This window comes from Solimonas variicoloris DSM 15731 (genome assembly GCF_000382285.1).
In the GTDB taxonomy this organism is placed as follows: domain Bacteria; phylum Pseudomonadota; class Gammaproteobacteria; order Nevskiales; family Nevskiaceae; genus Solimonas; species Solimonas variicoloris.
Genome location: NZ_KB907931.1, coordinates 141,469 through 165,956, shown reverse-complemented (window position 1 = coordinate 165,956; position 24,488 = coordinate 141,469). Strand labels below are relative to the sequence as shown.

At 70.2% G+C, this 24,488-nt stretch carries 18 protein-coding genes; 12 read left to right on the top strand and 6 right to left on the bottom strand.

The window, feature by feature from the left end; translation table 11 throughout:
- The 5 genes from H149_RS0110610 to H149_RS0110590 all read right to left on the bottom strand — a co-directional run bounded on the left by H149_RS0110610 (position 1) and on the right by H149_RS0110590 (position 6,945).
- A complete protein-coding gene (locus H149_RS0110610) occupies positions 1 to 711 on the bottom strand; it encodes an ABC transporter ATP-binding protein (protein ID WP_020649733.1) in 711 nt (236 codons plus the stop codon).
- Between the two features lie 28 nt (positions 712 to 739).
- The gene (locus tag H149_RS0110605) at positions 740 to 2,011 is read right to left on the bottom strand and encodes an efflux RND transporter periplasmic adaptor subunit (protein WP_026353076.1); all 1,272 of its coding nucleotides are present in this window, start codon (positions 2,009 to 2,011) and stop codon (positions 740 to 742) included.
- Between the two features lie 179 nt (positions 2,012 to 2,190).
- A complete protein-coding gene (locus H149_RS0110600) occupies positions 2,191 to 3,534 on the bottom strand; it encodes a TolC family outer membrane protein (RefSeq protein ID WP_020649731.1) in 1,344 nt (447 codons plus the stop codon).
- A 426-nt stretch (positions 3,535 to 3,960) separates the two neighbouring features.
- Entirely contained in the window at positions 3,961 to 5,979 is a 2,019-nt protein-coding gene (locus H149_RS0110595; RefSeq protein ID WP_245540501.1) for an alpha/beta hydrolase family protein, read from the bottom strand.
- Positions 5,980 to 6,111: 132 nt separating this feature from the next.
- Positions 6,112 to 6,945: a transporter substrate-binding domain-containing protein gene (locus tag H149_RS0110590; RefSeq protein ID WP_020649729.1), complete on the bottom strand. Its 834-nt coding sequence runs from the start codon at positions 6,943 to 6,945 to the stop codon at positions 6,112 to 6,114.
- Between the two features lie 72 nt (positions 6,946 to 7,017).
- On the opposite strand from H149_RS0110590, the gene H149_RS0110585 reads away from it, so the two are divergent.
- From H149_RS0110585 to H149_RS20610, 12 genes are all read left to right on the top strand, one after another.
- Positions 7,018 to 8,226, top strand: coding sequence for a hydrolase (locus H149_RS0110585; protein ID WP_020649728.1), 1,209 nt, complete (start codon positions 7,018 to 7,020; stop codon positions 8,224 to 8,226).
- Complete coding sequence (gene astA, locus H149_RS0110580) at positions 8,223 to 9,248, top strand: arginine N-succinyltransferase (RefSeq protein WP_245540500.1); 1,026 nt, start codon at positions 8,223 to 8,225, stop codon at positions 9,246 to 9,248. The genes H149_RS0110585 and astA overlap by 4 nt, the downstream gene beginning before the upstream one ends.
- A gap of 18 nt (positions 9,249 to 9,266) precedes the next feature.
- Positions 9,267 to 10,736, top strand: a complete 1,470-nt coding sequence (gene astD, locus H149_RS0110575; RefSeq protein WP_020649726.1) for a succinylglutamate-semialdehyde dehydrogenase — start codon at positions 9,267 to 9,269, stop codon at positions 10,734 to 10,736.
- A 48-nt stretch (positions 10,737 to 10,784) separates the two neighbouring features.
- Positions 10,785 to 11,618 (top strand): DNA ligase, encoded by an 834-nt coding sequence (locus H149_RS0110570; RefSeq protein WP_039748686.1) that lies wholly within the window; start codon positions 10,785 to 10,787, stop codon positions 11,616 to 11,618.
- 136 nt (positions 11,619 to 11,754) lie between these two features.
- Positions 11,755 to 12,405 (top strand): response regulator transcription factor, encoded by a 651-nt coding sequence (locus H149_RS0110565; protein WP_020649724.1) that lies wholly within the window; start codon positions 11,755 to 11,757, stop codon positions 12,403 to 12,405.
- A 39-nt stretch (positions 12,406 to 12,444) separates the two neighbouring features.
- Entirely contained in the window at positions 12,445 to 14,835 is a 2,391-nt protein-coding gene (locus H149_RS0110560) for a serine/threonine-protein kinase (protein ID WP_020649723.1), read from the top strand.
- Between the two features lies 1 nt (position 14,836).
- Entirely contained in the window at positions 14,837 to 15,538 is a 702-nt protein-coding gene (locus H149_RS0110555; RefSeq protein WP_020649722.1) for a sensor histidine kinase, read from the top strand.
- 80 nt (positions 15,539 to 15,618) lie between these two features.
- Positions 15,619 to 16,992: an N-succinylarginine dihydrolase gene (astB, locus tag H149_RS0110550; RefSeq protein WP_020649721.1), complete on the top strand. Its 1,374-nt coding sequence runs from the start codon at positions 15,619 to 15,621 to the stop codon at positions 16,990 to 16,992.
- Between the two features lie 46 nt (positions 16,993 to 17,038).
- On the top strand, positions 17,039 to 17,503 hold the full coding sequence (locus H149_RS0110545) for a GNAT family N-acetyltransferase (protein WP_020649720.1): 465 nt from the start codon (positions 17,039 to 17,041) through the stop codon (positions 17,501 to 17,503).
- 68 nt (positions 17,504 to 17,571) lie between these two features.
- Positions 17,572 to 19,251, top strand: a complete 1,680-nt coding sequence (locus tag H149_RS0110540) for an ExeA family protein (protein WP_020649719.1) — start codon at positions 17,572 to 17,574, stop codon at positions 19,249 to 19,251.
- On the top strand, positions 19,248 to 20,003 hold the full coding sequence (locus H149_RS22170; protein WP_020649718.1) for a general secretion pathway protein GspB: 756 nt from the start codon (positions 19,248 to 19,250) through the stop codon (positions 20,001 to 20,003). Before H149_RS0110540 ends, H149_RS22170 begins: the two co-directional genes overlap by 4 nt.
- A 210-nt stretch (positions 20,004 to 20,213) precedes the next feature.
- Complete coding sequence (locus H149_RS20610; protein ID WP_020649717.1) at positions 20,214 to 23,063, top strand: Ig-like domain-containing protein; 2,850 nt, start codon at positions 20,214 to 20,216, stop codon at positions 23,061 to 23,063.
- Between the two features lie 137 nt (positions 23,064 to 23,200).
- Here the strand turns inward: H149_RS20610 and H149_RS0110520 are convergent, their stop codons facing one another.
- Positions 23,201 to 24,430 carry an aspartate aminotransferase family protein gene (locus tag H149_RS0110520; protein WP_020649716.1) on the bottom strand — a complete coding sequence of 410 codons (1,230 nt, stop codon included), beginning with the start codon at positions 24,428 to 24,430 and terminating at the stop codon, positions 23,201 to 23,203.
- Between the last annotated feature and the right edge of the window lie 58 nt (positions 24,431 to 24,488).

Sequence of the window (24,488 nt, the reverse complement as noted above, 5' to 3'; positions counted from 1 at the left end):
TCAGGCGCTGATGCGCGAGACGTTCATGTGCAGCTTCGGGTCTTCGCCGAGATCGACGACCTGGCCGTCGATCACGTGCACGTTGCGCTGCGCGCGCGCGGCGAGTTCCGGATCGTGGGTGACCATGACGATGGTCGCGCCGTCGCGATGGATATCCTCGAGCAGCTGCATCACGGCACGCGCCATCTGCGTGTCGAGATTGCCGGTCGGCTCGTCGGCGAGCAGCAGCTTGGGGCTGCCGGCCAGCGCGCGGGCGATCGCCACGCGCTGTTGCTGGCCGCCCGACAGCTCGGCCGGATAGTGGCGCATGCGCGCCGACAAGCCGACGCGCTCGAGCGCCTCGGTGATGCGCTTCTTGCGTTCGGCCGACGACATCTTGCGATAGCGCAGCGGCACGTCGACGTTGTCGTAGATGTTGAGATCGGGGATCAGATTGAAGGCCTGGAAGATGAAGCCGATCTTCTGGTTGCGGATATGCGAACGCGCGTCGTCGCCGAGCGCGCCGACGTCCTGCCCGTCCAGTTCGTAGGTGCCGCCGGTCGGCGTTTCGAGCAGGCCGGCGATGTTGAGGAAGGTCGTCTTGCCGGAGCCGGACGGGCCGGTGACGGCGACGAACTCGCCCTCGCGGACGTGAATCGAGAAATCGCGCAGGGCGTAGGTTTCGACGACTTCCGTGCGGAAGGCCTTCGACAGATGCGTCATCTTCAGCATGGGAAATTCCTTTCTTCGAGCAGTGGATTCAGCGACTGAGGGCGACGCGCTCGGCGTCGTTGAAGCTATCGGTTCCGGACACGACGATCTGCTCGCCGGGCTGCAGACCTTCGAGAATCTCGACCTTGTCGACCGAGGCGGTGCCGACGCGGATCGCGCGCCGCTCGGCCATGTCGCCGTTGACGACGTAGGCGACACGGCCGTTGCCGATCTCGACGAAGGGACCGCGCGCCACCATGACCACGTTCTTGCGCTCGTCGAGCACCACGCGCACCGACAGGCGCTGGCTCTGGCGCAGACCCTGCGGCGCATCGCCGACGAAGCGCACGCGGGCGACGACTTCGCCGTTGACGACTTCCGGCGCGACGGCACCGACCTCGCCGTTCCAGGTATTGCCGTTGCCGCGGATCGTCGCCGGCATGCCGACGGCGAGGTCGCGCGCGAAGCTTTCCGGCACCTTGACCTCGACTTCGAGCGCGGTCAGATCGACGACCGTCAGCAGCGCCGCGTCCTTGGCGACCGTCGAACGGTCGGTGACCATTAGCTGGCCGACCTGGCCGGCGACCGGCGAGCGCAGCGTCAGCAGGTCGACCTGGCGCTGCAGTTCGTCGACGAGCAGCTGCTGGCGATCGCGCGCGAGGCGCTTGGCGTCGGTGTCGAAGCGACGGCCCTCCTGCTGCAAGGCGTAGTCAGTCTCGGCGCGCTTGAGTGCGATCTCGGCCTTCTGCAGCGCCGCCTGCGTGCGCAGCACCTCGATCTCCGGCGTGACGCCCAGTTCGAAGGCCTTCTTCGTGCGTTCCTGCTCGGTGTAGGCGGTCTGGCGATCGATGCGCGCCTGTTCGAGGGTCTGCTCGGCGACGATACCCTGCTGCCTGGCATCGAGCTGGGCGCGCGCGTAATCGACCTGCATGGCCTGCAGATTGGCGCGCTCCTGCGCAAGCTTGCTGGTCAGTTCCGGGCTGTCGACGCTGCCGATCACCTCGTCCTTGGCGACCTGGCGGCCGGCCTGCACGGTGAAGCGCACGCTGCCGGGCGCCGGGGCGTAGAGCGTCGGGCTGACGGCGGCGACGACGCGTCCCTCGGCGGCGATGTCGCGCGTGAAATCGCCGCGCTCGACCGTGGCGACCGCCAGGCGCGCGCGGCTGACCGAGGCATGCGCCGACAGCGAGCGCAGCGTCGTCGGCAGCAGCCAGATCAGCAGCAGCACGGCCACCGCGGCCGCGGCCAGCGCCTTGCGGTGCCGCTTCCACCACGGCGCGCGCGTCACCACACGGTCCTGCGCACTGGTATCGCGAATCATCATGTCCTGCCTTCCCCTACCGCGCGTTGCGGTTCCAGGGCGGTCGGCGCAAGCGCCGTACCAGCCCGTCGTTGATCGTTAAGTCATTGCTGCAAAACAAATTCGTTCGTCGCCGGCACGCTGCGGACAGTGTCCGCGGACGCCGCCGCCGGACACTGCGGACAAGCGCGCGGCGGCGCTCACGGCGACCAGTCCGCCGGCAGTTCGACACGTCGGCCGTCGTCGGCGAGCACGGCGTCGACCGCCGCCAGATCGCCCTCGCCGAGGCGGCCGGCCTGCGCCTTCAGGCGCAGCGTGTTGTTCAGATAGTCGTAGCGCGACTGGTAGTAGGTGCGCAGCGCCGAGTAGTAATGCGTCTGCGCGTTGAGCAGGTCGAACTCGGTGCGGGTGCCGGCTTCGACGCCGTTCTGGCTGGCCTCGACCGCCGTGCGGTTGGCCTGCACCGCGAGCTGGCCGGAGCGGATGTTGCGGATGCCGACCAGCACGCCGCGGAACGCCGCCAGCGTGTCGCGCTCGGCCAGTCGCACGCGGCCGTCGTAGTCGGCGCTGGCGCCGCGCCAGCGCGCCGCGGCTTCGCGCCGCTGCGACAGCGTCTGACCGCCGGAGAAGATCGGCCATTCCGCGTAGACGCCGATGCTGTCGATGCGCTGGTCGCCGCCGAGCACATCGGGAATCTGGGTCTTGCCGATCGAGCCCTGCAGCGACACCGTCGGCCACCAGCGGCCGTCGACCACCGACACGCCGCGCGCCGCCACCTCCTGCTTCAGCTGCGCCGCCTGCACGGCGTAGTTGCCCTGCCGCGCCGCGGCCAGCCACTCGTCGGCGCTGGCCGGCTGCGGCGAAGCCAGCGGGATCTCCTCGCGCAGCGGCACGATCGGCGTCGGCTCGCGGGTGATCTGCAGCAGCGCGCGCTGCGCGTCGAGCAGCGCCAGCTCCGAATCGCTGACCGCCTGCGCGGTCAACGAATAGAACGACTGCGCCTCGTCGACGCCGATGCGCGCGCCCAGGCCGGTCTGCAGACGCTTCTGCGCCTGATCGACGAGCGCCGCGTAGGCGGCGCGCTCCGAGCGGTTGGCGTCGAGGTTGTCGGCCGCGGCGAGCACGCCGAAATAGGCCTCGGCGACCCGCAGGATCAATGCCTGGTGCGCGTCACGGTACTCGGCCTCGGCCTGGGCGACCGCCAGGCTGCTCTGGCGCAGCTTCTGGAACGATTCCACGCTCCACAGCGTCTGCTTGAGGTCGAGCCCGTACGTGGTCCGCGTCGCCGAGAAACGCGACTCCTCGCTCGCCTGCGGATCGGTCGGATCGCTCACCGCTGCATTGCCGCCGTCGAGCCGGTAGCGCTCGCGCGCCGTGCCGGCGCTCGCCGTCACCGACGGCAGCAGCAGCGACCAGGCCTGCGGCCGTGCCTCGACCGCCGCATTGCGCACCTCGAGCGCCGCCTGCAGCACCGCGTCGTGCTGCTGCGCGGCGCGATAGGCCTCGATCAGGCTGTTCGCCTGCGCCGGGCCCGCCGCCGCCATCACCACCGCCAAACACCCCGCCGCCACTCGCATCGTCGCTCCCCGTACCGGTTTTGCGGATCGACAACGCAGCCCTCGTGCCAGCCCTGCGGAGATGGCTATCCTTTTGACTTAAATGAGAAAGTTAAAATAACGCGAGTGGCATGCGGTGTCCGCGTACGGCCTGGCGGACAGCAGCGGACAGTCCGGCAGGCGACCGCGGCAGCGTTCGAGTGTCCGCATCCATTGGCTTGCGGATATGCGCAGCGGCTTGCCGGCTCCGCGGGCGGCCAGCGGGAAAGTCCGACCCCGGCAAGGCCGGATGACGGCCGCCGCGCGCCGGCCGAGCCCTGCGCTGCGGCGCCGTTCATCACTGCGCCGCCGACCTTCCCTGCACGCGGGAGAAAGCCCCGTCGCGCACCCGCCACGAGGCGGGCCGCGCCCGGCCTATCGCGTGCCAGCCTCCGGCAGCAGCGAGGCGCTCTCGCTCGCCGGCGCACTCAGGCTGCGGGCGATGAAGTCGAGCATTCTGGTGTAGAACTCCTCGCGGTGCGCTTCGCTGTAGAAGCCATGCCCTTCACCGGCGTAGGTGAGCGACTCGAATGGATAGTTCCGCGCCTTCAAGGCATCGCGCATCGCCTTGAACTGTGAAAAAGGGACACGGCGATCCTGCTCGCCGTGCACCAGCATGACCGCCGCGCGCAAACGATCGAGATGCGAAATCGGTGACTGCTCCTTGAGTTCCGCTTCGTCGGCGCCAACGAAGAAGTTCAGATAGTCGCGCCCTATCCGGGTATTTGCGGTGTCCGATTCCTTGCGCTGGATCAGCAAGTCATAAGCACCGGCGTAGCCGATCGCACACCGGTACAGCTCCGGATATCGAACCGCACTCATCATGGCAGCATAACCACCAAAGCTGCCCCCGTAGATGCAGATCCGCCTTGCATCGGCTACGCCCTTGCCGATGACATAACGCGTACCCGCCGCGATGTCGCCAATCATCGCGGAACCCCACTTGCCCTTGCCCGCCTCGAGATAAGCCTTTCCGTATCCCCCGGAACCCCGGAAATTCACTTGCAGCACGGCGTAACCGCGACTCGCGAACATCTGCGCTTCGTCATCGTAAAACCAGTGGTCTTGCGGCCCGAACGGACCGCCGTGAGGCAGCACCACCATCGGCAACTGTTGTGGCTTCTGGCCACGAGGCAAAGTCAGATAGCCGTAGATCGTCATCCCGTCGGCCGCGGAAAAACTGATCGGCTGCCGCTCGGCCATTTGCTCGGCATCGATCCATGACTCTTTCGCGAGAAGGAATTCGGCCTTCTTGGCTTGGCGGTCGAAGAGATAGAACGTCCCCGGGTTGCGATCGCTGGATGCCGAAATGATGGCCTTGCTGCCGTCGCGCGACCAGGAAACGATGTGCGTGTACTGACCGGGAAAACTCCTTTCCAACGCGCGAAGCAGGCGGCTGTCAGGATGCTGCTCGGCGAGCGACATCGACTCGATCTTTCCGGGCTCGAATGAAACCCGTATCGGGATCAGGCCGTCATGCGAGTAATCGACATCATAAATTTCCGCAGTCGGATTGCAGGCAAGCCGCTCGCGCACCTTGGAATTGAACCGGAAGGAGACCAGGCAGCTGCCTGATTCCATGTAGACGGTCTGGGCGGCGCCATCGAGCGCCAGTACTTTGGCCCCGCCGCCCACGCCATCCTCGCCATCGAGTTGCTTCCAGCGCGGCTCCTCCGGCGACCGGAAGTACGTGTCCACGGCATAGGCTTGCCGATACTCTCCGGCCGCAAAGCGGACGAACCCGGACTCATCGGTTGCAAACTGCGTAAATCCGCGTCCGGGTGCCGAGACGACCGGCGTCGTCATGCCGTTTCTGACATTGATCTTGTAGACCGTCTCGGCATTGATCTGACCGGCCGAGTCCTGCCAGGGATAGACGGCGATCAGCGCATAGTTGGGTTCGTCGAGCAACGGATCGATCAATCGCGCCGAAGCGTACTCCGCCTTCCCGCCCCGAATTCTCGTGCCGGTCGACATCTCGCCCCGATAGCCGAACAGATACTTGGACGGAGAGCCGTCCACATCAAGGGCCATGAGCTCTCCGGTCAGATACGGGATTTCCAGAGAGCCGTAATTCTCGGCAATCGAATAGACCACGCGCTCGTCGCTGACCCAATCAAACGAGTTCACGTGCTGATACTCGGCGCCGCCGGCCGACGCGACAATCTTCAGATCGGACAGCCGCAGGATCGCCAGCACGGTCCGGCTTTCAATGCGTGAAGTGACCGCCAGGTAATCGCCCTTGGGCGAAAGCTTGAGCTGCTCGTAATCCGGGAATCGCGCGAAATCCTTGACCGGCGGCAAGGCCTTGGCCTCTTCCGCCATCACCGGCAACGCCGTGCCTGCACAAAAAATGGCGACAGCAAAAAATCCAGCACCCTTTCCGATCCCCATTCCCCCCCCCCACGCACACTTCAGTAGACGCCAACTGCGGCGCGGATCAGCGCTCTGCGCGCAAGCTCGCGGAGATTCTGCCTGCCCGACTCCGCGACAACCGCGCGCCCCGTCTCACTCGCCGCCGCCCGCTCAACCGCCCCCGACGTTCTGCAGCCACGCCGTGCCCTCGAACCACTTCTGATACAGCGCGTCGTAGCTGCCGTCGGCCTTGATGACGCGCAGGAAATTGTTCAGCCAGTTGAGGAAGTCGGGATCGCCCTTGCGCACGGCCCAGCCGATCGGCTCCTGGGTGAAGGTCTCGCGCAGGATGCCGACGTCGTTCGGGTAGCGGGCGTAGAAGACGGCGTTGTACGGCAGATCGTAGACGAAGGCATCGGCGCGGCCGTTGCGCACTTCGAGCGTCGCCTCGGCCTCGGTCTCGAAGGCCTTGATCTTGGCCTTGGTGAAGTATTTGCGTCCGGCGATGTCGCCGGTCGTGCCGAGCTTGGTGGCGATCGTGTATTGCGCATCGTCGAGCTGATCGTACTTGGTGATCTTGCCGATCAGGCCCTTGCGGATGATGACGGTCTGGCCGATGACGACGTACGGGTCGGCGAAGTTGACCTGCAGGTTGCGCTCCGGCGTGACGGTCATGCCGGACATCAGCAGGTCGAACTTGTCGGTCAGCAGCGCCGGAATGATGCCGTCCCACTGCGTGTTGACGAGCGTCAGCTTGACGCCCATGTAGCGCGCCATCAGGCGGGCGAGGTCGACGTCGAAGCCGATGATGTTGCCCTTCCGGTCCCGCATCTCGAACGGCACGTAGCCGGCCTCGAGACCGACGCGCAGTTCGCCGCGCTTGAGGATCTGGTTCAGCGTCGATTTCTCCCACAGCGCCTGGTCGGCGCTCCAGGCGTGGCCGGCAGCGCACAGGCCGATGAGCGCACAGAGCGCGGCAAGCGATTTTGCGAACCAGAACTTCACCGGAGTTTTCCTCATGCGCGAGGCGCGCGACGTCCCTAAGAATGGACTCATTACAGCAGACGGGTTCGCGCCGTGCGAGAGGATTACTCACCGCATCTGCAATGGACCGCCGCGCAGGCGCCGCTCCTGCGCGACGAGCTGCTGCGCCTGGCGAACCAGAATTCCGGCAGCTTCAACCCGCGCGGCGTGCGCGCGGTCGCCGAAATGCTGGCGCCACGCTTCTCCGCCCTCGGCGCGAGCGCGCAGTGGTTCGAGCTGCCGCCATATCAGTCGACGGCCGACGACGGCACGCAGCGCGAGCGCGCGGTCGGCCCGGCGCTGCGCCTGCGCCTGCGCCCGGAGGCGCCGCTACAGGTTTTCCTCGGCGGCCACCTCGACACCGTCTACGGCGCCGAGCATCCGTTCCAGACCGCGCGCTTCGTCGACGACGACACCGTGCACGGGCCCGGCGTCGCCGACCTCAAGGGCGGGCTGCTGGCGATGTGGCTGGCGCTGGCGACGCTGGAGCGCACGCCGTGGCGCGAGCGCGTCGGCTGGGAAGTGCTGCTGAACCCGGACGAGGAGATCGGCTCGACCGGCTCGGCGCCGCTGCTCGCTGAAGCCGCGCAGCGCCACCGCTTCGGGCTCATCTACGAACCCTCGTTCCCTGACGGCTCGCTGGCATCGAGCCGCAAGGGCAGCGGCAACTTCGAGATCCTCGTGCACGGCCGCGCCGCGCACGCCGGACGCAACCCGCAGGACGGCCGCAACGCGATCGCCGCCGCGGCGCGCGTCATCGACGCCATCAACGGCCTGCAACGTGAGGGCGTCACGATCAATCCTGCTTATGTCCGCGGCGGCGGCCCGCTCAACGTGATTCCCGACTTCTGCCTGTTCAAATTCAACGTGCGCACGCAGCAGGCCGGCGACGAGCCCTGGCTGCAGGGCGAGCTCGACCGCATCTTCCGCGCGCACGGCGGCGACGGCATCGTCTTCGAGCTGCGCGGCGGCTTCACACGTCCGCCCAAGCCGCTGGCCGCGGCCCAGGAGCGCCTGATGGACTGGGTGCTCGACTGCGGCCGCGCGCTGGAGCTGCCGCTCGCATTCAAGCCGACCGGCGGCTGCTGCGACGGCAACAACCTGGCCGCGCACGGCCTGCCGAATCTCGACAATCTCGGCGTGGTCGGCCGCGATATCCACTCGGACCGCGAAACCATGCGCTACTCGAGCCTCGGCGAGCGCGCGCAGCTGTCGGCGCTGCTGCTGATGCGCGTCGCCAGCGGCGAATGGAGCTGGACGTGAGCGCCGCAGCCGCCGCCTGCGTGCGCCCGATCGCGCCCGGCGATCTCGACGCGCTGCTCGATCTGGCGCGCGGCGCCGGCACCGGCTTCACCTCGCTGCCGCCGGTGCGCGACGTGCTGCAGCACAAGATCGAGCGCTCGCTGGCCTCGTTCGCCGCCGCGGTCGACGCGCCCGGCCACGAGCGCTACATGTTCGTGCTCGACAGCGGCGACGGCACGATCGCCGGCTGCTGCGCGATCGAAGCGGCCTGCGGCCTGGACGAGCCGTTCTACAACTACCACGTCGGCCTCACCGTGCAGGCGAGCCCGGCGCTGAACGTCTACAAGCGCCTGCCGACGCTGTATCTGTCGAACGACCTGACCGGCAGCACGGTGCTGTGCTCGCTCTACCTGCGCCGCGACGCGCGCCACAGCCGGCACGGCACGCTGCTGTCGAAATCCCGCTTCCTGTTCATGGCCGCGTTTCCGCAGCGCTTCGCCGACAAGGTGATCGCCGAGATGCGTGGCGTCTCCGACGCGGCCGGGCGTTCGCCGTTCTGGGAAGGTCTCGGCCGGCACTTCTTCAGCATCGAGTACGGCGACGCCGAGCACGTCGTCGGCCAGGGCAACAAGGCGGTGATCGCCGAGCTGATGCCCAAGCATCCGATCTACACCGTGCTGCTGCCGCCGGAAGCGCAGGGCGTGCTCGGCCAGGTGCATCCGGAAACCGCGCCGGCGCTGCGCTTCCTCGAACAGGAGCGCTTCCGCTACCAGGGCTACATCGACATCTTCGACGGTGGCCCGGCGGTCGAGGCGCCGCTGCAGGCGATCCGTTCGGTGCGGCGTTCGCACCAGGCCACGGTCGTCGCCGGCGCGCCGCCGCACGACGGCCTGCCGCATCTGGTCGCCAACGAACGGCTCGACGGCTTCCGCTGCGCGCTCGCCGAACTCGCGCCCGGCACCGATGCCGCGGCCTTGCCGGAAACCGTCGCCGCGGCGCTCGGCGTCGCGCCGGGCGCACGCGTGCGTGTCTGCCCGCTCTGAAACCTGGCCGGAGTCTCGATGGAAACGACGGGTGAACTGCTGATCGACGGACGCTGGCGCACCGGCCGTGGCCTGCCGCTGCAGAGCCGCGACCCGGCCTGCGGCGATCTGCTGTGGAACGGCCGTGCCGCCAATCACGAGGACGTGCAGGCGGCTTACGTCGCCGCGCGCGCTGCCTTCGCCGGCTGGTCCGACACGCCGCAGGCCGAGCGCGAGGCGATCGCACGCGCTTATGCGCGCCAGCTCGAAGAGGCGCGCGAGGAACTGGCGGCGCTGATCGCGCGCGAGGTGGGCAAACCGCTGTGGGAGGCCCGCACCGAAGTCGCGGCGATGATCGGCAAGGTCGACATCTCGATCCGCGCCTACGCGCAGCGCACCGGCGTCGTCGAAGCCCGGGCCGAGATCGGCGGCCACACGCTGCGCCACAAGCCGCATGGCGTGGTCGCCGTGTTCGGCCCCTACAACTTTCCGGGCCATCTGCCGAACGGCCACATCGTGCCGGCGTTGCTCGCCGGCAATTGCGTCGTGTTCAAGCCCAGCGAGCAGACGCCGGCGGTCGGCGAGGCAATGCTGCGCTGCTGGCAGGCCGCCGGCCTGCCGGCCGGCGTGCTGAATCTGCTGCAGGGCGAGCGCGAAACCGGCGAGGCGATCGCCGCGCACCGCGAGCTCGACGGTCTGTTCTTCACCGGCAGCTCGCGCACCGGCGCGCTGCTGCACCGGCAGTTCGCCGGCGCCACCGGCAAGATCCTCGCGCTCGAAATGGGTGGCAACAATCCGCTGATCGTGCGGCCGGTCGAAGCGCTCGATGCGGCCGTCCACGACGTCGTGCAGTCGGCATTCATCACCAGCGGCCAGCGCTGCACCTGCACGCGGCGCCTGATCGTGCCGGACGACGCCTGGGGCGCGCGCTTCACGGCGCGCCTCGCCGACGTCGCCGGGCAGCTCGCCGTCGGCGCGTGGAACGACGAGCCGCAGCCGTTCATGGGCCCGCTGATCACGCCGCGCGCGGCGACGCAATTGCTCGACGCACAGGACAACATGGTCGCGCGCGGCGCGCAGCCGCTGCTGGCGATGCGCCGCCTCGAACGCGGCGTCGCCTTCGTTACGCCAGGGCTGCTAGACACCACCGGCGTCGAGATCGACGACGAGGAGCTCTTCGGCCCGCTGCTGCAGGTGATTCGCGTCGCGTCGCTCGAGGCCGCGATCGAGGTCGCCAACGCCACACGCTACGGGCTGTCGGCCGGTTTCATCGGCGACGACGAGGCCGAATACCGTCGCTACTGGCGCCGCTCGCGCGCCGGCATCGTCAACTGGAACCGGCCGACCACCGGCGCCTCGGGCGCCTTCCCGTTCGGCGGCATCGGCGCCAGTGGCAACCACCGGCCGAGCGCGTTCTACGCCGCCGACTACTGCGCCTATCCGGTCGCCAGCTCCGAAGCCGCACACCCGGAGCTGCCCGCCAAACTCGTACCCGGTCTCAGTCTGTAGCCCCGCACCGGCCTAGGCTGGCCGCAGTCATCGCGCCGGAGAACGACGATGCTGCGGAGCCTGCTATTGTGCCTGGCACTGTGGGCGCCGGTGGCGTTCGCCGCCGAAGCGCCGGCGCTGCTGCTCGCCAAGGTCTATCACGACGGCGATCCGATCGAGCTGCCGGCGTACTGGGTCAGCGAAAAACTCGACGGCGTGCGCGCGTACTGGGACGGCGCGCGGCTGTGGACGCGCGGCGGCCAGCCGATCGTCGCGCCGCCCGGCTATACCGCGGGCTGGCCGCAGCAGCCGCTCGACGGCGAGCTGTGGGCCGGGCGCGGCCGCTTCGAAGCCGTCTCCGCCGCGGTGCGCCGTTACCAGCCCGAGGCCCGGGACTGGCAGCCGATCCGCCTGATGGTCTTCGATCTGCCGGCCCACCCGGGCGACTTCGACGCGCGCCTGCAGGCGCTGCGCCGCCTGCTCGCCGCGCCGCCGCCGACGCTGCGCGCCGTCGAGCAGTTCCGCGTCGCCAGCCCGGCCGCGCTGCGCGCGCGGCTGGATGCGATCGTCGCCGCCGGCGGCGAAGGCCTGATGCTCCATCGCGGCGATTCGCGCTACGCCGCCGGGCGCAGCGGCGACCTGCTCAAGTACAAGCCCTACGACGACGCCGAGGCGACGGTGGTCGGCTACGTGCCGGGCAAGGGCCGGTACGCGGGCCTGGTCGGCGCGCTCGAAGTCGAAAGCGACGACGGCCGCCGCTTCCGGCTCGGCAGCGGCCTGCGCGACGCCGAGCGCCGCCGGCCGCCGCCGCTGGGCAGCCGCGTCACCTACGCCTACAACGGCCTCACCGAGCAGGGCCTGCCGCGCTTCGCGCGCTTCCTGCGCGTGCGTGACGCACCCTGAGTCCCGGCGCCGCGCCGGCGCATCCCCCGTTCCGGGGGAGTGTCCAGAGAATGTCTTGACGCTGCCGGGGGCTCGCCGCAGGCTTGCCGCGGGAGATTTGAAGGTCCGGCGCACGGACCGGCAATGCTGGGGGCACATGAAGCAGGGGCTCGTGGTCGAAGATCAGCCAGCGCTGACGCGCTGGCTCGGCACAACGCTGGAAGAAGCCTTTCCGGGCATCGCGGTCGAGACGAGCCGCACGCTGGCCGAAGCGCGCGCGGCGATCGAGACGCTCAGCCCGGCGATCGCCCTGATCGACCTCGGCCTGCCGGACGGCGACGGCATCGACCTCATCCGCGAGATCAGCGCCCGCCATCCCGGCTGTCACTGCGTCGTCGCGACCATCTACGCCGACGACCAGCACCTGTTCCCGGCGCTGCGCGCCGGCGCCGGCGGCTACCTGCTGAAGGACCAGTCGCGCGAGCGGACCATCCACTCGCTGCGCGGCATCGCCGCCGGCGAGCCGCCGCTGTCGGCCTCGATCGCCCGCCGCCTGCTGCGCGTGTTCGGCAGCGACGGCAGTGCCCGCGCCGCGAACCACGCCGCCCGGCTGACGCCGCGCGAGCGCGAGACGCTGACGCTGCTCGCCAAGGGTTTCAAGATCGCCGACGTCGCGCAGACGCTCGGCGTCACGCACAACACCGCGCATGAATTCGTCAAGAACGTCTACCGCAAGCTGCGCATCGGCAGCCGCGCCGAAGCGACGATGGAAGCGGCCCGGCTCGGCCTGGTCAATCCGCATCTGTAGCCGCCAGAGCCGCGCGCCCACGAACGCTCCGGCGCCGCGATGAAGGCCCCGGACTCCCTGCCCGAACAGCTCGGCGCCTACCGCATCCGGCGCCTGCTCGGCGAGGGCGGCAGCGGCCGCGTGTATCTGGCCGAGCAGGACGCGCCGCGGCGCCTGATCGCGCTCAAGGTGCTGCGCAGCGCGGCACTGGCGCAGGAGGCGCAGCAGCGTTTTCGCCGCGAGGCTGACCTGCTCGCGCAGCTCGAGCACCCCGCCATCGCCCGCGTCTACGCCGCCGGCGTGCTCGATACCGACACCGGTCCGCTGCCGTATCTGGCGATGGAATACGTGCAGGGCACCGAACTGCTCGTGCACGCCGAAGCCTCGGCCCTCGACGTCGGCGGGCGCCTGCGCCTGCTGGCCGCGATCTGCGAAGCCGTGCACTACGCGCACGGCCGCGGCATCGTGCACCGCGACCTCAAGCCGGCCAACATCGTCGTCGACGCGCAGGGCCGTCCGCACATCCTCGATTTCGGTGTCGCCCACGTCGCCGGCGACGGCTTCGCAACGATGACGATGGCCGGCCAGGTGCTCGGCACCGTGCCGTACATGAGCCCGGAGCAGCTCGCCGGCCGCGCGGCGCCCGGCGATCCGCGCAGCGACATCTATGCGCTCGGCGTGATCGCCTACCAGCTGCTGGCCGGCCGCCTGCCGTATCCGGGGCTGTCGAACTCGACCGTGATGGAGGCGATCGCCGTGCTGCGCACCGGGCGCGTCGCGCGCCTGTCGCGCATCGCGCCGGAGACGCCGGGCGACGTCGAAACCATCGTCATGAAGGCGATGGCCCAGGAAGCCGATCAGCGCTACGACAACGCCGCGGCGCTCGCCGCCGATCTCGAACGCTTCCTCGCGCACCGCCCGATCGCCGCGCGGCCGCCGACCGCGACCTATCTGCTCGGCCTGTTCGTGCGCCGCCACCGGGCGCTGTCGGCAGCGCTCGCTGCGGCGAGCCTCGCCCTCGTCGGCGGCGCCTCGGTCGCCACCTATTACGCCATCTCGGAAGCGCGCGCCCACGCCGAGGCCGAAGCGCGCGCCGCCGAGCTCGCGGCGGTCAACCGCTTCCTCAACGACATGCTGGTCTCGGCCGATCCGGCGCACGCGCGCGGCCGCGCGCTGACCGTCGCCGAAGCGCTCGACGCCGCCCGTCGCCAGCTCGTCCGGGACCGCCGCCTGGCGCCACGCGCCGGCGCGGCGCTGGCGGCCACACTGGCCGATACCTACGCGGCGCTCGGCGACGTCGACACCGCGCGCGCGATCGCGCGCGACGCGCTCACGCGCCTCGTGCCGCAGCTCGGCGCCGACAGCGACGCGGCGCGCCGTCTGCAGCTCGCCGAGATCAACGGCCTGCAGCTCGGCGGCGAGCTGCAGGCCGCCGACGAACGCCTGCAAGCCTTCGTCGCGGCGCCGCCGCAGCCCGGCGAAGATCCGCGCCTGCGCCTGACGGCCCGCCTGCAGCGCACCACCGTGCTGCTCTACCTCGGTCGCCACGGCGAGTCGCTGCAGCTGCTCGCCCAGCTCATCGCCGACGCACAGCGCCAGCTCGGCGCCGACGATCCGCTCACGCTCGAAATCGACCAGGGCTATACCTCGGCGCTTTTCAACAGCGGCCGCTACGACGAGGCGCTGCAGCGCTTCGTCGCGCTGATCGCGCGCGAGACGGCGGCCCTCGGCTTCGACCATCCGACGACCTTGCTGACGCGCATGGACTACGCCGAGCGCCTGCGCCAGCTGGGTCGCTACGCTCAGGCCGAGCCGGCGATCCGCGCGGTCATCGACGATCGCCGCCGCGTGTCCGGCGAAAATCATTACTGGACGCTGATCGCCGAATACGTGCTTTGCAACATTCTCGACCAGAGCGAACGCGCCGCCGCCGCCGACGGACTGATCGACGAAGTCGTCGCCGGACTGCGCGCGTCGCTCGGCGATCGCGATGCCGACACCCTCAACGCGATGTACGTACGGGCCAACGTCTCGCGCAGCCTCGGCCGCTACGCCGAGGCCGAGCGCCGGTATCGCGAGGTGATCGCGTTGCGCCGTCGCGCCGACGCCGGCGCGCACGCCGAATCGCTGTTTCCGGTCAACGGCCTGGCCTTGACGCTGATCGAGACCGGACACACCCGCGAGGCCATCGCGCTGCTGCGCGATGCGCTGCCGCGCGCCGACGGCCGCAGCGAGCACAATCTCCTGTACGGCCGCCTGCTCGGCAGCTACGGCTACGCGCTGCTGCGTGACGGCCAGTGGCCGGCGGCGCGCGAGACACTGCAGCAGGCGCTGCGCATCGTCGGTCCGCCGGTGCTGAGCGACGACCACCCCACGGTGCGCACGCTGCGCGGACACCTTGCCGAAGCCGAACGGCAGCAGACGGCCGGCCGCGGCCACGCTTCGCCCTGACATGATCGAACGCCTGTTGACCATCAGCCTGCTCGCCGCCCTGGCGGCGGCCCTCTTCGTCTGCTGGCGCCAGCGGCGACACGCCGATGCGCTCGCCCGCCAGCTCGCCCAGGCCAATCGCACCGCCGCCGCCGAAGAGCAGAAACGCCTGCTCGCCGACCTGCACGACGATATCGGCGCCAAGCTGACGACGCTGGTGCACGCCCTCGACGATCCGCAGCAGGCCGACCTCGTGCGCTCGGTCGTGCAGGATTTTCGCGACATCGTCTCGCGCACGCAGCAGGACCCGTGCTCGCTGCTCGAAGCGCTCGGCCAGATGCGCGAGGAGACCGAGCAGCGTCTCGACGCGGTCGGCAGCCGGCTCGACTGGCAGCAGGCCGCCGACCTCCCCGATCCACCGCTCGACGAAGCGCAGGTGCTGCACCTGTTCCGCATCGTCCGCGAGGCCATCACCAACGCCCTGCGCCACGGCAGCGCCACGCACATCCGCGTCCGCGTGCGCGCCTTCGGCGAGCGCCTGCTGCTCGATCTCACCGACGACGGCCCCGGCCTGCGGCCGCAGACGCCGCCGGGGCTCGGCCGCGGCACCAGCAGCATGCGCGACCGTGCCCGCCAGCTGAGCGGCACGATCGACTGGGAACCCGGCACGCTCGGCGGCACCAAGGTCATTCTCGAATTCCCGCTGCCGCCGGCGCCGCGCTGAGGCGCGACTGGGGAGAATCCCGCCACGACCGCGTCGCGGCCCGCTGCGTAGAATCCGGCCTTCAGCCATCGGGGCGCCGCATGAAGCTCACGCCGCAGAGAAACGGGGACGCACCGGCAAGCGCCGTCGAGGCGAACTTCGACGGTCTGGTCGGGCCGACGCACAACTACGCGGGCCTGGCCTTCGGCAACGTCGCCTCGGCCAACAACGCCGAGCAGCCGTCGAACCCGCGCGCCGCGGCCCAGCAGGGGCTCGCCAAGATGCGCGCGCTCGCCGCGCTCGGCCTCGCCCAGGGCCTGCTGCCGCCGCACGAGCGTCCGCACCTGCCGACGCTGCGCCGCCTCGGCTTCAGCGGCCGCGACGCCGAGGTGCTGGCGCAGGCGCGGCGCCGCGCGCCCGGCCTGCTGGCGGCGGCGAGTTCGGCGTCGGCGATGTGGACCGCCAACGCCGCGACGGTGTCGCCGAGCGCCGACTGCGGCGACGGCCGCGTGCACTTCACGCCGGCCAACCTCTGCACGCACCTGCATCGTTCGATCGAGGCGCCGACCAGCGCGCGCCTGCTGCAGGCGGTGTTCGCCGATCCGCGCCACTTCGTGCATCACGAACCGCTGCCGGCCACGCCGGCGTTCGGCGACGAGGGCGCCGCCAACCACACGCGCCTGTGCGCCGACTACGGCGAGCCGGGCCTCGAACTGTTCGTCTACGGCCGCGGCGACGAACGCGAGCCGGCGCCGTCGCGCTATCCGGCGCGGCAGACGCGCCTCGCCGGCGAGGCGCTGGCGCGCCTGCACGGCCTGCGCGACGAGCGCACGCTGCACGCCCAGCAGAATCCGGCGGTGATCGACCAGGGCGTGTTCCACAACGACGTGATCGCGGTCGGCAACCGCGAGCTGCTGCTGTATCACGAGCAGGCCTTCGCCGACGCCGCCACCGTGCGCGGCTGGATCTGCACGCATCTGCGCGGCGCGCGGCGGCCGGTCTTCGTCGAAGTGCCGGAGCGCGAGGTGTCGGTCGCCGAGGCGGTCGGCTCCTATCTGTTCAATTCGCAGCTGGTGTGCACGCCGGACGGCGCGATGCGCCTGATCGCCGCCGAGGAGAGCCGCGAACAGCCGCGCGTCTGGCGGGCGATCGAGCGCATCGTCGCCGATCCGGGCAATCCGATCGCCGCCGTCGAGGTCTTCGACCTGCGCCAGTCGATGCGCAACGGCGGCGGGCCGGCCTGCCTGCGCTTGCGCGTGGTGCTGACGGCGGCCGAGCGCGAGGCCGTCAATCCGCTGTGCTGGATCGACGACCCCCGCGCGACCCAGCTCGCGCACTGGATCGATCGCCATTACCGCGACCGTCTGAGCCTCGACGATCTCGCCGATCCGCAGCTGCTGGTCGAATCGCGCACCGCGCTCGACGAACTGACGGTACTGCTCGGGCTCGGCAGCGTGTACGATTTCCAGCGCTGACGGCGCCGCACGCCGCGGCATCTCCCGTTTCCCGCCGATCCTCCCGATGCGACTCGACCTCGACTGGCGCTGGCATGCCTGGCGCGACCTGGATATCGACACGCTCTACGAATGCCTGCGCCTGCGCGTCGACATCTTCGTCGTCGAGCAGAAATGCCCCTATCCGGAACTCGACGGCCTCGACCCGCACTGCGAGCACCTCACCGTGCGCGAACCGGGCGGCGCGCTGCTCGGCTACCTGCGCCTGCTGCCGCCGGGCCTCAAGGTCGACGAGCCGGCGCTCGGCCGGCTGGTGGTCGCCGCCGCCGCGCGCGGCCAGGGCCTGGCGCGGGCGATGGTGAGCGAAGGCATCCGCGCCTGCCACGCGCGCTATCCGCAGCAGGACATCTATATCTCGGGCCAGCAGCATCTCGAAGACTTCTACGCCTCGCTCGGCTTCAAGGTGAGCTCGCAACCCTATCTGGACGACGGCATCTGGCACGTCGACATGCTGAAGGTCTGGGAGCGTTAGGCGCCCGTCACACCGGGCGTTCTATACTCGGCCTTCACTCCAGACGCGAAACGCCGGCCCCAGCGCGCATGTACATCGAGTTTTTCCAGCTCCGGGAAATGCCGTTCTCGATCACCCCGGACCCGGCCTATCTGTACATGTCGCCGCGCCATCAGGAGGCGCTCGGCCATCTGCTGTACGGCACCGGCCAGTACGGCGGCTTCGTGCAGCTGACCGGCGAGGTCGGCACCGGCAAGACGACGATCGTGCGCACCCTGCTCGAGCAGAAACTCGACAAGGTCGACGTCGCCTTCGTGCACAACCCGCGTCTCAACGAGCAGGAGTTCGTGCAGGCGATCTGCGACGAACTCGGGGTGCGCTACGCGCGCGACCCGCTGACGCTGAAGACCTTGCTCGACGCGCTCAACGAACACCTGCTGCGCGCGCACGCCGAAGGCCGGCGCACGGTGCTGATCATCGACGAGGCGCAGAACCTGCAGCCGGAGGTACTCGAGCAGGTCCGCCTGCTGACCAATCTCGAGACGGCCAAGGAAAAGCTGCTGCGCATCATGCTGATCGGCCAGCCCGAGCTGTCGGCGCTGCTGGCACGGCCGGACCTGCGCCAGCTGGCCAGCCGCATCACTGCGCGCTTCCATCTGACGCCGCTCGGCGCGCGCGAGACCGCCGAGTACATCGAGCATCGCCTCAAGGTGGCCGGCAGCCACGGCGAGATCTTCACGCCGCCGGCGCTGGATGAGATCCATCGTTTCACCAAGGGCGTGCCGCGCCTGATCAACATCGTCTGTGATCGCGCGCTGCTCGGCGCCTATGCGCAGAACGCGCGGCGCATCACCCCGGAGATCGTGCGCAAGGCGGCCCGTGAGGCAATCGGCCAGCTGCCGGACGAGTTCGACCCGCATGCCCGGCGCCGCTGGCGCTGGATCGAGTTCGGCTGGGCGGCGGCGCTGCTGCTGAGCCTGGCGCTGCTCGCCTGGAGCCTGACGCGCCACCATGACGCCGCCACCGCGCCGGTCGCCAAGGCGGCGTCGCTGACTGCCGCGGCGCCCGCGACCAGCGAAAGCCCCGCGCCGGCCCCGGCCGCCAGCACCGCGGCGCCGCCCGCCGCCTCGGTCGCCGCCGATCCGGCCGCCGACTTCGCGATGCTCGAGCAGACCGCCGAACCGCTCGGCGCGGTGATGAGCCGGCTGATCCGGCTGTGGGACAGCAAAATCATCGTGCCGCGCGGCGAGAACGTCTGCGCCGCGCTCAAGCGCGAGCGCCTCGAATGCTATCGCGGCCATGGCAGCTGGGCCGATCTGACGCAGATGAACCGGCCGACGATCCTGACGCTCGAGCTGCCGGGCAGCGGCGCGCAGAACTTTCTGCTGACGGCGCTCGACGCGCAGAGCGCCAGCTTCGCGACCGCCTACGGGCCGGTGCGCGTGCCGCTGGCTTCGCTCGACGGCGTCTGGAACGGCGAGTTCCTGCTGCTGTGGCGGCGCGGGACCGCCGAGACTTATGTCGGCCCGCAGACCCGCGGGGCGTCGGTCGCGTACCTGTGGCGACGCCTCGCCGCGCTCGACGGCGTGACGCCGCCGACGCCGCTGCCGACGCGCTTCGGGCCGCAGCTCGGCGATGCCCTGACGCAGTTCCAGAAGTCGCGCGGACTGGTCGCCGACGGCGTCGCCGGCATCCGCACCCTGATCGCCCTCGGCGACGATATCCCGCAGACGCCAACCCTCGCCGCGACCGCGGACGGTACGCCATGAGCTACATCCTCGAAGCGCTGCGCCGCGCCGAACGCGAGCGCCAGATGGGCAAGGCCCCGTCGGTGGAAGCGCTGACGCAGGGCGGCGGCGGCGGCACCGCGGCCGGCGTGCCGGGGCGGATCTGGCTGCTCGCCGGCAGCACCGCCGCGATCGCCGCCGCGGCACTGGCGCTGCTGCTGTGGCCGGCGCCACAGCCGGCGCCGCCCGCTCCCGGCCCCGTCGCCGCCATGCCGGCACCAGCGGCCGTGAGCACCACGCCCGAAACCGCCCCGGCCGCGCCGCCGGACACGCCGCCGCTGCCGGCCGCGATCGAGGACGACGCGGCGCTCGCCAGTCTCGACGACGTTTCCACGCCCGAGCCGCAGCCGCCCGCGACCGCCGTCGAGGCGGCGCCGTTGCAGCCGCAGGACGTGGCGCGCCCACCGGCGCCGGAGACGGTGCCTGCACCGACGCCCATACCTGCCGGCACCACCGTCGTGTCGGGCACGGCGCCGGCATCGGCAACGATCCTGGTGCCAGCCGGCGCCACCGTGCTGCGCGAGATGCCCGACGCCTATCGGGCGCAGTTCCCGGTCGCCGCGCTCGACGTGCATGTCTACGACGCCGATCCGGCCCGGCGCTGGGTGATGATCGCCGGTAAACGCTACCGCGAGGGCGACACGGTCGCCGGCGGCCCGCTGATCGAACGCATCGTCGACAATGGCGTGGTGTTCGATTACGGCGGCGCCCGGGTGCTGATGCCGGTGCGCTAGCGGCGGGCGCCGCCGCGCCCCGGTCCCGCCGGAGGGACGGTTTCGCCGGCCTCTTTCGAGGTGCGGCGCACACTGCCGTGCGCCGACGCGGCATTTTCCGACACCGTTGCGATCGCAATTGTCCTTAACATCGCGCATGCGGTCGAGGGAACGGCCGCGTGCGCCGGCCTGCGGGGCTTGTCCGGCGCTCGTCATTGCACGGAGCGATTCATGAAAGGACTGCGTATTGCGTTCGGCGCGCTGCTGGCGCTGCTTCTGGCTGCCTGCGGCGACGGCAGCGTCAAGAGCCCGGACTTCGAGCCGGTGCTGAAGTCGATCGAGATTTCGATCGTCAACGGCGACACCGTACTGGGCGCCGGGGAAACGGCACAACTCAAGGCGGTCGGCACGTTCAGCGCGCCGCCCGGAGAAAACGACACGCAGCGCCAGCTGACCGACCTCAACTGGTCGAGCACCGACAGCGCGGTGATCAGCGTCAACGCGAGCGGTCTGGCCAGCGGCGGCACCAAGGCCGGCGTCATCAGCATCAAGGCTGCGCGCGATGGCGTCGAGTCCAACGAACTGAGCTTCACCGGTCTCGGCGCGGCCCTGCGTGAAATCGTCGTCACGCCGGCGTCGCGGACGATCTCGCCGAGCGGCCAGCAGGAGTTCGAGGCGCTCGGCCGCTACTACGGCAGCGACGCACTGCAGCCGATCAACGGCACGGTCAACTGGACGTCCAGCACCGAGAGCGTCGCCACCGTGGCGCCGAAGACCGGCGCCAAGACGCTGGCCAAGCCGGCGACCGAGCTCGGCGACACGACCATCACCGCCACGGTCGGTTCCCTGTCCGGCTCGGCCTCGCTGACCGTCGCCAATCTGACCTTGCTGTCGCTGGCGGTCGAGCCGGCGACGCAGTCGATCCCGCTCGGCGACGCCTACCAGTTCACCGCCAAAGCCACGTTCGGCATCGACAGCCCGGACGGCGGCGGCAGCCCGATCACCGAAACCGTCGATGCCACCTGGAGCATCGACGACGCCACGGTCGCCGACCTCGACACCGCACGGGGCTCCGGCCACGGCCTGAAGCGCGGCACGGCCACCGTCACCGCCTCCTACACCGATCCGGAAAACGGCAACAACACGCAGACGGCGCAGGCCACGCTGACCGTCACCGATCCGGTGCTGCGCGCGCTGCAGATCACGCCGCAGAACCCGTCGATCCCGGCCGGCGCGACGCAGGTCTTCGTCGCCAAGGGCGTCTACAGCGATACCGCCGGCGCCGCCATCGACCTGCGCGACGGCGACACCGTCAGCTGGACTTCGGCCAATACCGCGATCGCGACGCTGGCGCCCGCCCAGGGCGCGTCGACGACCGCGACCGGCAAGGCCGTCGGCAGCTCGACCATCCAGGCCAGCAGCGGCACGCTCGCCGCCAGCACGACGCTGACCGTCACCGACGCCGTCGTGCAGTCGCTGCTGCGCATCGATCCCGGCTCGGCGGTGATCCCCAAGGGTCGCACCACGGAGTTCCATGTCATCGGCAAGTTCAGCGACGCCTCCGAAGCGCCGGTCGACGACGCGTCGGTGAACTGGACCACCGTCAACACCGCGATCGCGACCGTCGACGCCAGCGGCGTCACCACCGGCGTGTCGATGGGTTCGACCAAGGTCAGCGCCGCGCTCAAGAGCGGCGGCGGCAGCGTCAGCGCCGATCTGACCGTCACCGACGACGTCTGCACGACGCCGCTGCACGCGGCCGACGGCGCCACCACCACCATCGGCTCGGTCGGTCTGTGCCTGCTGTGCGGCGTCACCGACAAGGACAACGTGATCGACAGCGATCTCGCCAACTACGCGACGATCAACGTCCCGGTCGGCCTGCTCGACGCCGGCCAGAGCCTCACGGTCCAGGCGGTCAGCGCGCCGCCGCTGTACACCGTGCCGTTCACGGCCGGCTCCAAGCCGGGCTTCGTCATCTCGCGCCCGACCGGCTCGCTGCTGCTCGCCGAAGTCGCCTCGCAGATCGAGGTCAGCACCCTGCTCGGCGGCAACCAGCAGGAGTCGAGCAGCTCGGCCGTGCCGCTGCGCCTTGACCTGCTCGGCATCCCGCTGACTGGCGGCCAGGAGCAGGGGCTGGTGACGATCACCACCTCGCTGCCGTTCGACGCGGTGCGCATCAAGCTCAAGTCCGGCCTCGCCAGCGCGCTGACCAACGTGCGCGTGTCGTCGGCCTGCGCGACGACGAATCCGCCGCCGCCGCCGTCGCCGCTGGTGCGCATCGAGCGCCTGGAGCCGGCGACGCCGAGCGTGCAAGCCGGCGCGGCGACGACGTTCACCGCCATTGGCCTGTACGAGGACGGCGTCGAGCGCCCGGTGCAGAACGCCGATCTCGACTGGAGCAGTTCGGCGACCACCGTGGCGACGGTCATCGCCAACGGCCTGGCGACCGGCGTGTCCTCGGGCACGACGACGATCACCGCCCGCCTCAAGAACGGCGTCGACGACGCCGTCAGCGGCAATCTGCGTCAGGCGAGCACGACGCTGACGGTCACCGACGCGGTCTGCACCTCGCCGTACACCGCGGCGGCCGGCGCAACGCTCGAAGCCGACACCACCGGCCTGTGCCTGCTGTGCTCGCTGACCAATGCCGGCAACGTCATCGACGGTATCGCCGCGACCTACGCCACCTCGTACGTACCGGTCGGCCTGCTCGGCGCGACGCAGTCGGTCACCGTCAAGGGCACGGTCACGACCCCCGGCGTCGGCGGCCAGGCGACCGGCTTCGTCGTCGGCCGACCGGCCGGCAAGCTGCTGCTCGCCGAGCTGTTCTCGCAGCTCAAGGTCGAGACGCTGCTCGCGGGCGAAGTCCAGCAGAGCAGCAGCGCGACCGTGCCGCTGCGCCTCGACCTGCTCGGCCTCGAACTGACCGGCAACAACGAGACGGCGCTCGCCAGCATCCAGGCGGTGCGCCCGTACGACGCGATCCGGCTGACGTTCAACTCCGGCCTCGCCAGCGCGCTGAGCAGCCTGCAGCTGTACTCGGCCTGCGTGGTCGCGCAGCCGCCGCCGGCGCCCTGAGCCGCACCCCGGCGACACCCGAAGGGCGGCCTCAAGGGCCGCCCTTTTTTGTTGCGGCCGGCGCCCGCAAAGGCCGGCCCTCGTCGGGCGAACGAAAAAGGCGGCCCGAAGGCCGCCTTTTTCACATCGCGCGAGATCTAAGCGTTGACGGCCGCCGGCACTGCAGCGAGTTTCTGCACGGCGCGTTCGAGCCGCGCCAGACCTTCGGCGACGTCGGCCTCGGTGATGTTCAGCGCCGGAGCGAAACGCAGCACGTCGGGGCCGGCGACCAGCAGCCAGACGCCTTCGGCGAGCGCCGCGTTGACGATCTCCTTGGCGCGCCCCTTCCAGGCCTCGCTGACCGGCGCGCCGACCAGCAGGCCCTGGCCTCGCGGCGTACCGAACAGACCGTAGCGGCGGCCGAGCTGGTCGAGGCCGTCGCGCAGCTGCTGCGCGCGCGCCACGACATTGCGCTGCAGCTCCGGCTTGGTGATCTCGTCGAGCACCGCGCCGGCGACCGCGCAGGCCAGCGGGTTGCCGCCGTAAGTCGAGCCGTGCGTGCCGAACGGCAGCGCCTTGGCGACGTCCGCGGTCGTCAGCATCGCCCCGATCGGGAAGCCGCCGCCGAGACCCTTGGCCGTGGTCAGCACGTCCGGCGTCACGCCGCACTGCTGATAGGCGTACAGCGAGCCGGTGCGGCCGTTGCCGGTCTGCACCTCGTCGAACACCAGCAGCGCCTGGTGCTTGTCGCACAGCGCGCGCGCCGCGCGCAGGAACTCCGGCGAGGCCGGTATCAGCCCGCCCTCGCCCTGGATCGGCTCGACGACGATCGCGCAGACCGTGTCGTTCATCGCCGCTTCGAGCGCGGCGACGTCGTTGTACGGCAGGTGGCGGATGCCGCCCGGCAGCGGCTCGAAGCCCTGCGTGTACTTGGCCTGGCCGCCGACGCAGACCGTGAACAGCGTGCGGCCGTGGAAGGCGTTGAAGAACGAGATGATGGTGTTCTTGTGCGCGCCGTAACGGGTGTTGCCCCAGCGCCGCACCAGCTTGAACGCCGCCTCGTTGGCCTCGGCGCCGGAATTGCAAAAGAACACGCGCTCGGCGAAGGTCAGCTCGGTCAGCCGCCGCGCCAGCTTCAGCGCCGGCTCGTTGGTCATCACGTTCGACAGATGCCAGAGCTTGTGCGCCTGCGCGTCGAGGGCCTCGATCATCGCCGGGTGCGCGTGGCCGAGCACCGTCACCGCGATGCCGCCGGCGAAGTCGACGTACTCTCGCCCCTGCTGGTCCCACCAGCGCGAACCCTGACCGCGCACCGGAATGATGTCGGCGGGCTGGTAGTTCGGAACCATGACCTCGTCGAAGGTCTGGCGCGTGACGGACGTGGACATCTCGACCTCAGCGTCTGTGACGATGACGCAACCGTAGATGGAACGAAAAAATCCCGCG

What these genes read in the sequence shown, in the direction of transcription:
- H149_RS0110560 (WP_020649723.1), top strand. Translation starts at nt 12,445, where the DNA reads ATGAAGGCCCCGGACTCCCTGCCCGAACAGCTCGGCGCCTACCGCATC.
- astB (WP_020649721.1), top strand. Translation starts at nt 15,619, where the DNA reads ATGAAGCTCACGCCGCAGAGAAACGGGGACGCACCGGCAAGCGCCGTC.
- astD (WP_020649726.1), top strand. Translation starts at nt 9,267, where the DNA reads ATGGAAACGACGGGTGAACTGCTGATCGACGGACGCTGGCGCACCGGC.
- H149_RS0110610 (WP_020649733.1), bottom strand. Translation starts at nt 711, where the DNA reads ATGCTGAAGATGACGCATCTGTCGAAGGCCTTCCGCACGGAAGTCGTC.
- H149_RS22170 (WP_020649718.1), top strand. Translation starts at nt 19,248, where the DNA reads ATGAGCTACATCCTCGAAGCGCTGCGCCGCGCCGAACGCGAGCGCCAG.
- H149_RS0110600 (WP_020649731.1), bottom strand. Translation starts at nt 3,534, where the DNA reads ATGGCGGCGGCGGGCCCGGCGCAGGCGAACAGCCTGATCGAGGCCTAT.
- H149_RS0110595 (WP_245540501.1), bottom strand. Translation starts at nt 5,979, where the DNA reads ATGGGGATCGGAAAGGGTGCTGGATTTTTTGCTGTCGCCATTTTTTGT.
- H149_RS0110605 (WP_026353076.1), bottom strand. Translation starts at nt 2,011, where the DNA reads ATGATTCGCGATACCAGTGCGCAGGACCGTGTGGTGACGCGCGCGCCG.
- H149_RS0110570 (WP_039748686.1), top strand. Translation starts at nt 10,785, where the DNA reads ATGCTGCGGAGCCTGCTATTGTGCCTGGCACTGTGGGCGCCGGTGGCG.
- H149_RS0110520 (WP_020649716.1), bottom strand. Translation starts at nt 24,430, where the DNA reads ATGTCCACGTCCGTCACGCGCCAGACCTTCGACGAGGTCATGGTTCCG.
- H149_RS0110540 (WP_020649719.1), top strand. Translation starts at nt 17,572, where the DNA reads ATGTACATCGAGTTTTTCCAGCTCCGGGAAATGCCGTTCTCGATCACC.
- H149_RS0110545 (WP_020649720.1), top strand. Translation starts at nt 17,039, where the DNA reads ATGCGACTCGACCTCGACTGGCGCTGGCATGCCTGGCGCGACCTGGAT.
- H149_RS0110555 (WP_020649722.1), top strand. Translation starts at nt 14,837, where the DNA reads ATGATCGAACGCCTGTTGACCATCAGCCTGCTCGCCGCCCTGGCGGCG.
- H149_RS0110565 (WP_020649724.1), top strand. Translation starts at nt 11,755, where the DNA reads ATGAAGCAGGGGCTCGTGGTCGAAGATCAGCCAGCGCTGACGCGCTGG.
- H149_RS20610 (WP_020649717.1), top strand. Translation starts at nt 20,214, where the DNA reads ATGAAAGGACTGCGTATTGCGTTCGGCGCGCTGCTGGCGCTGCTTCTG.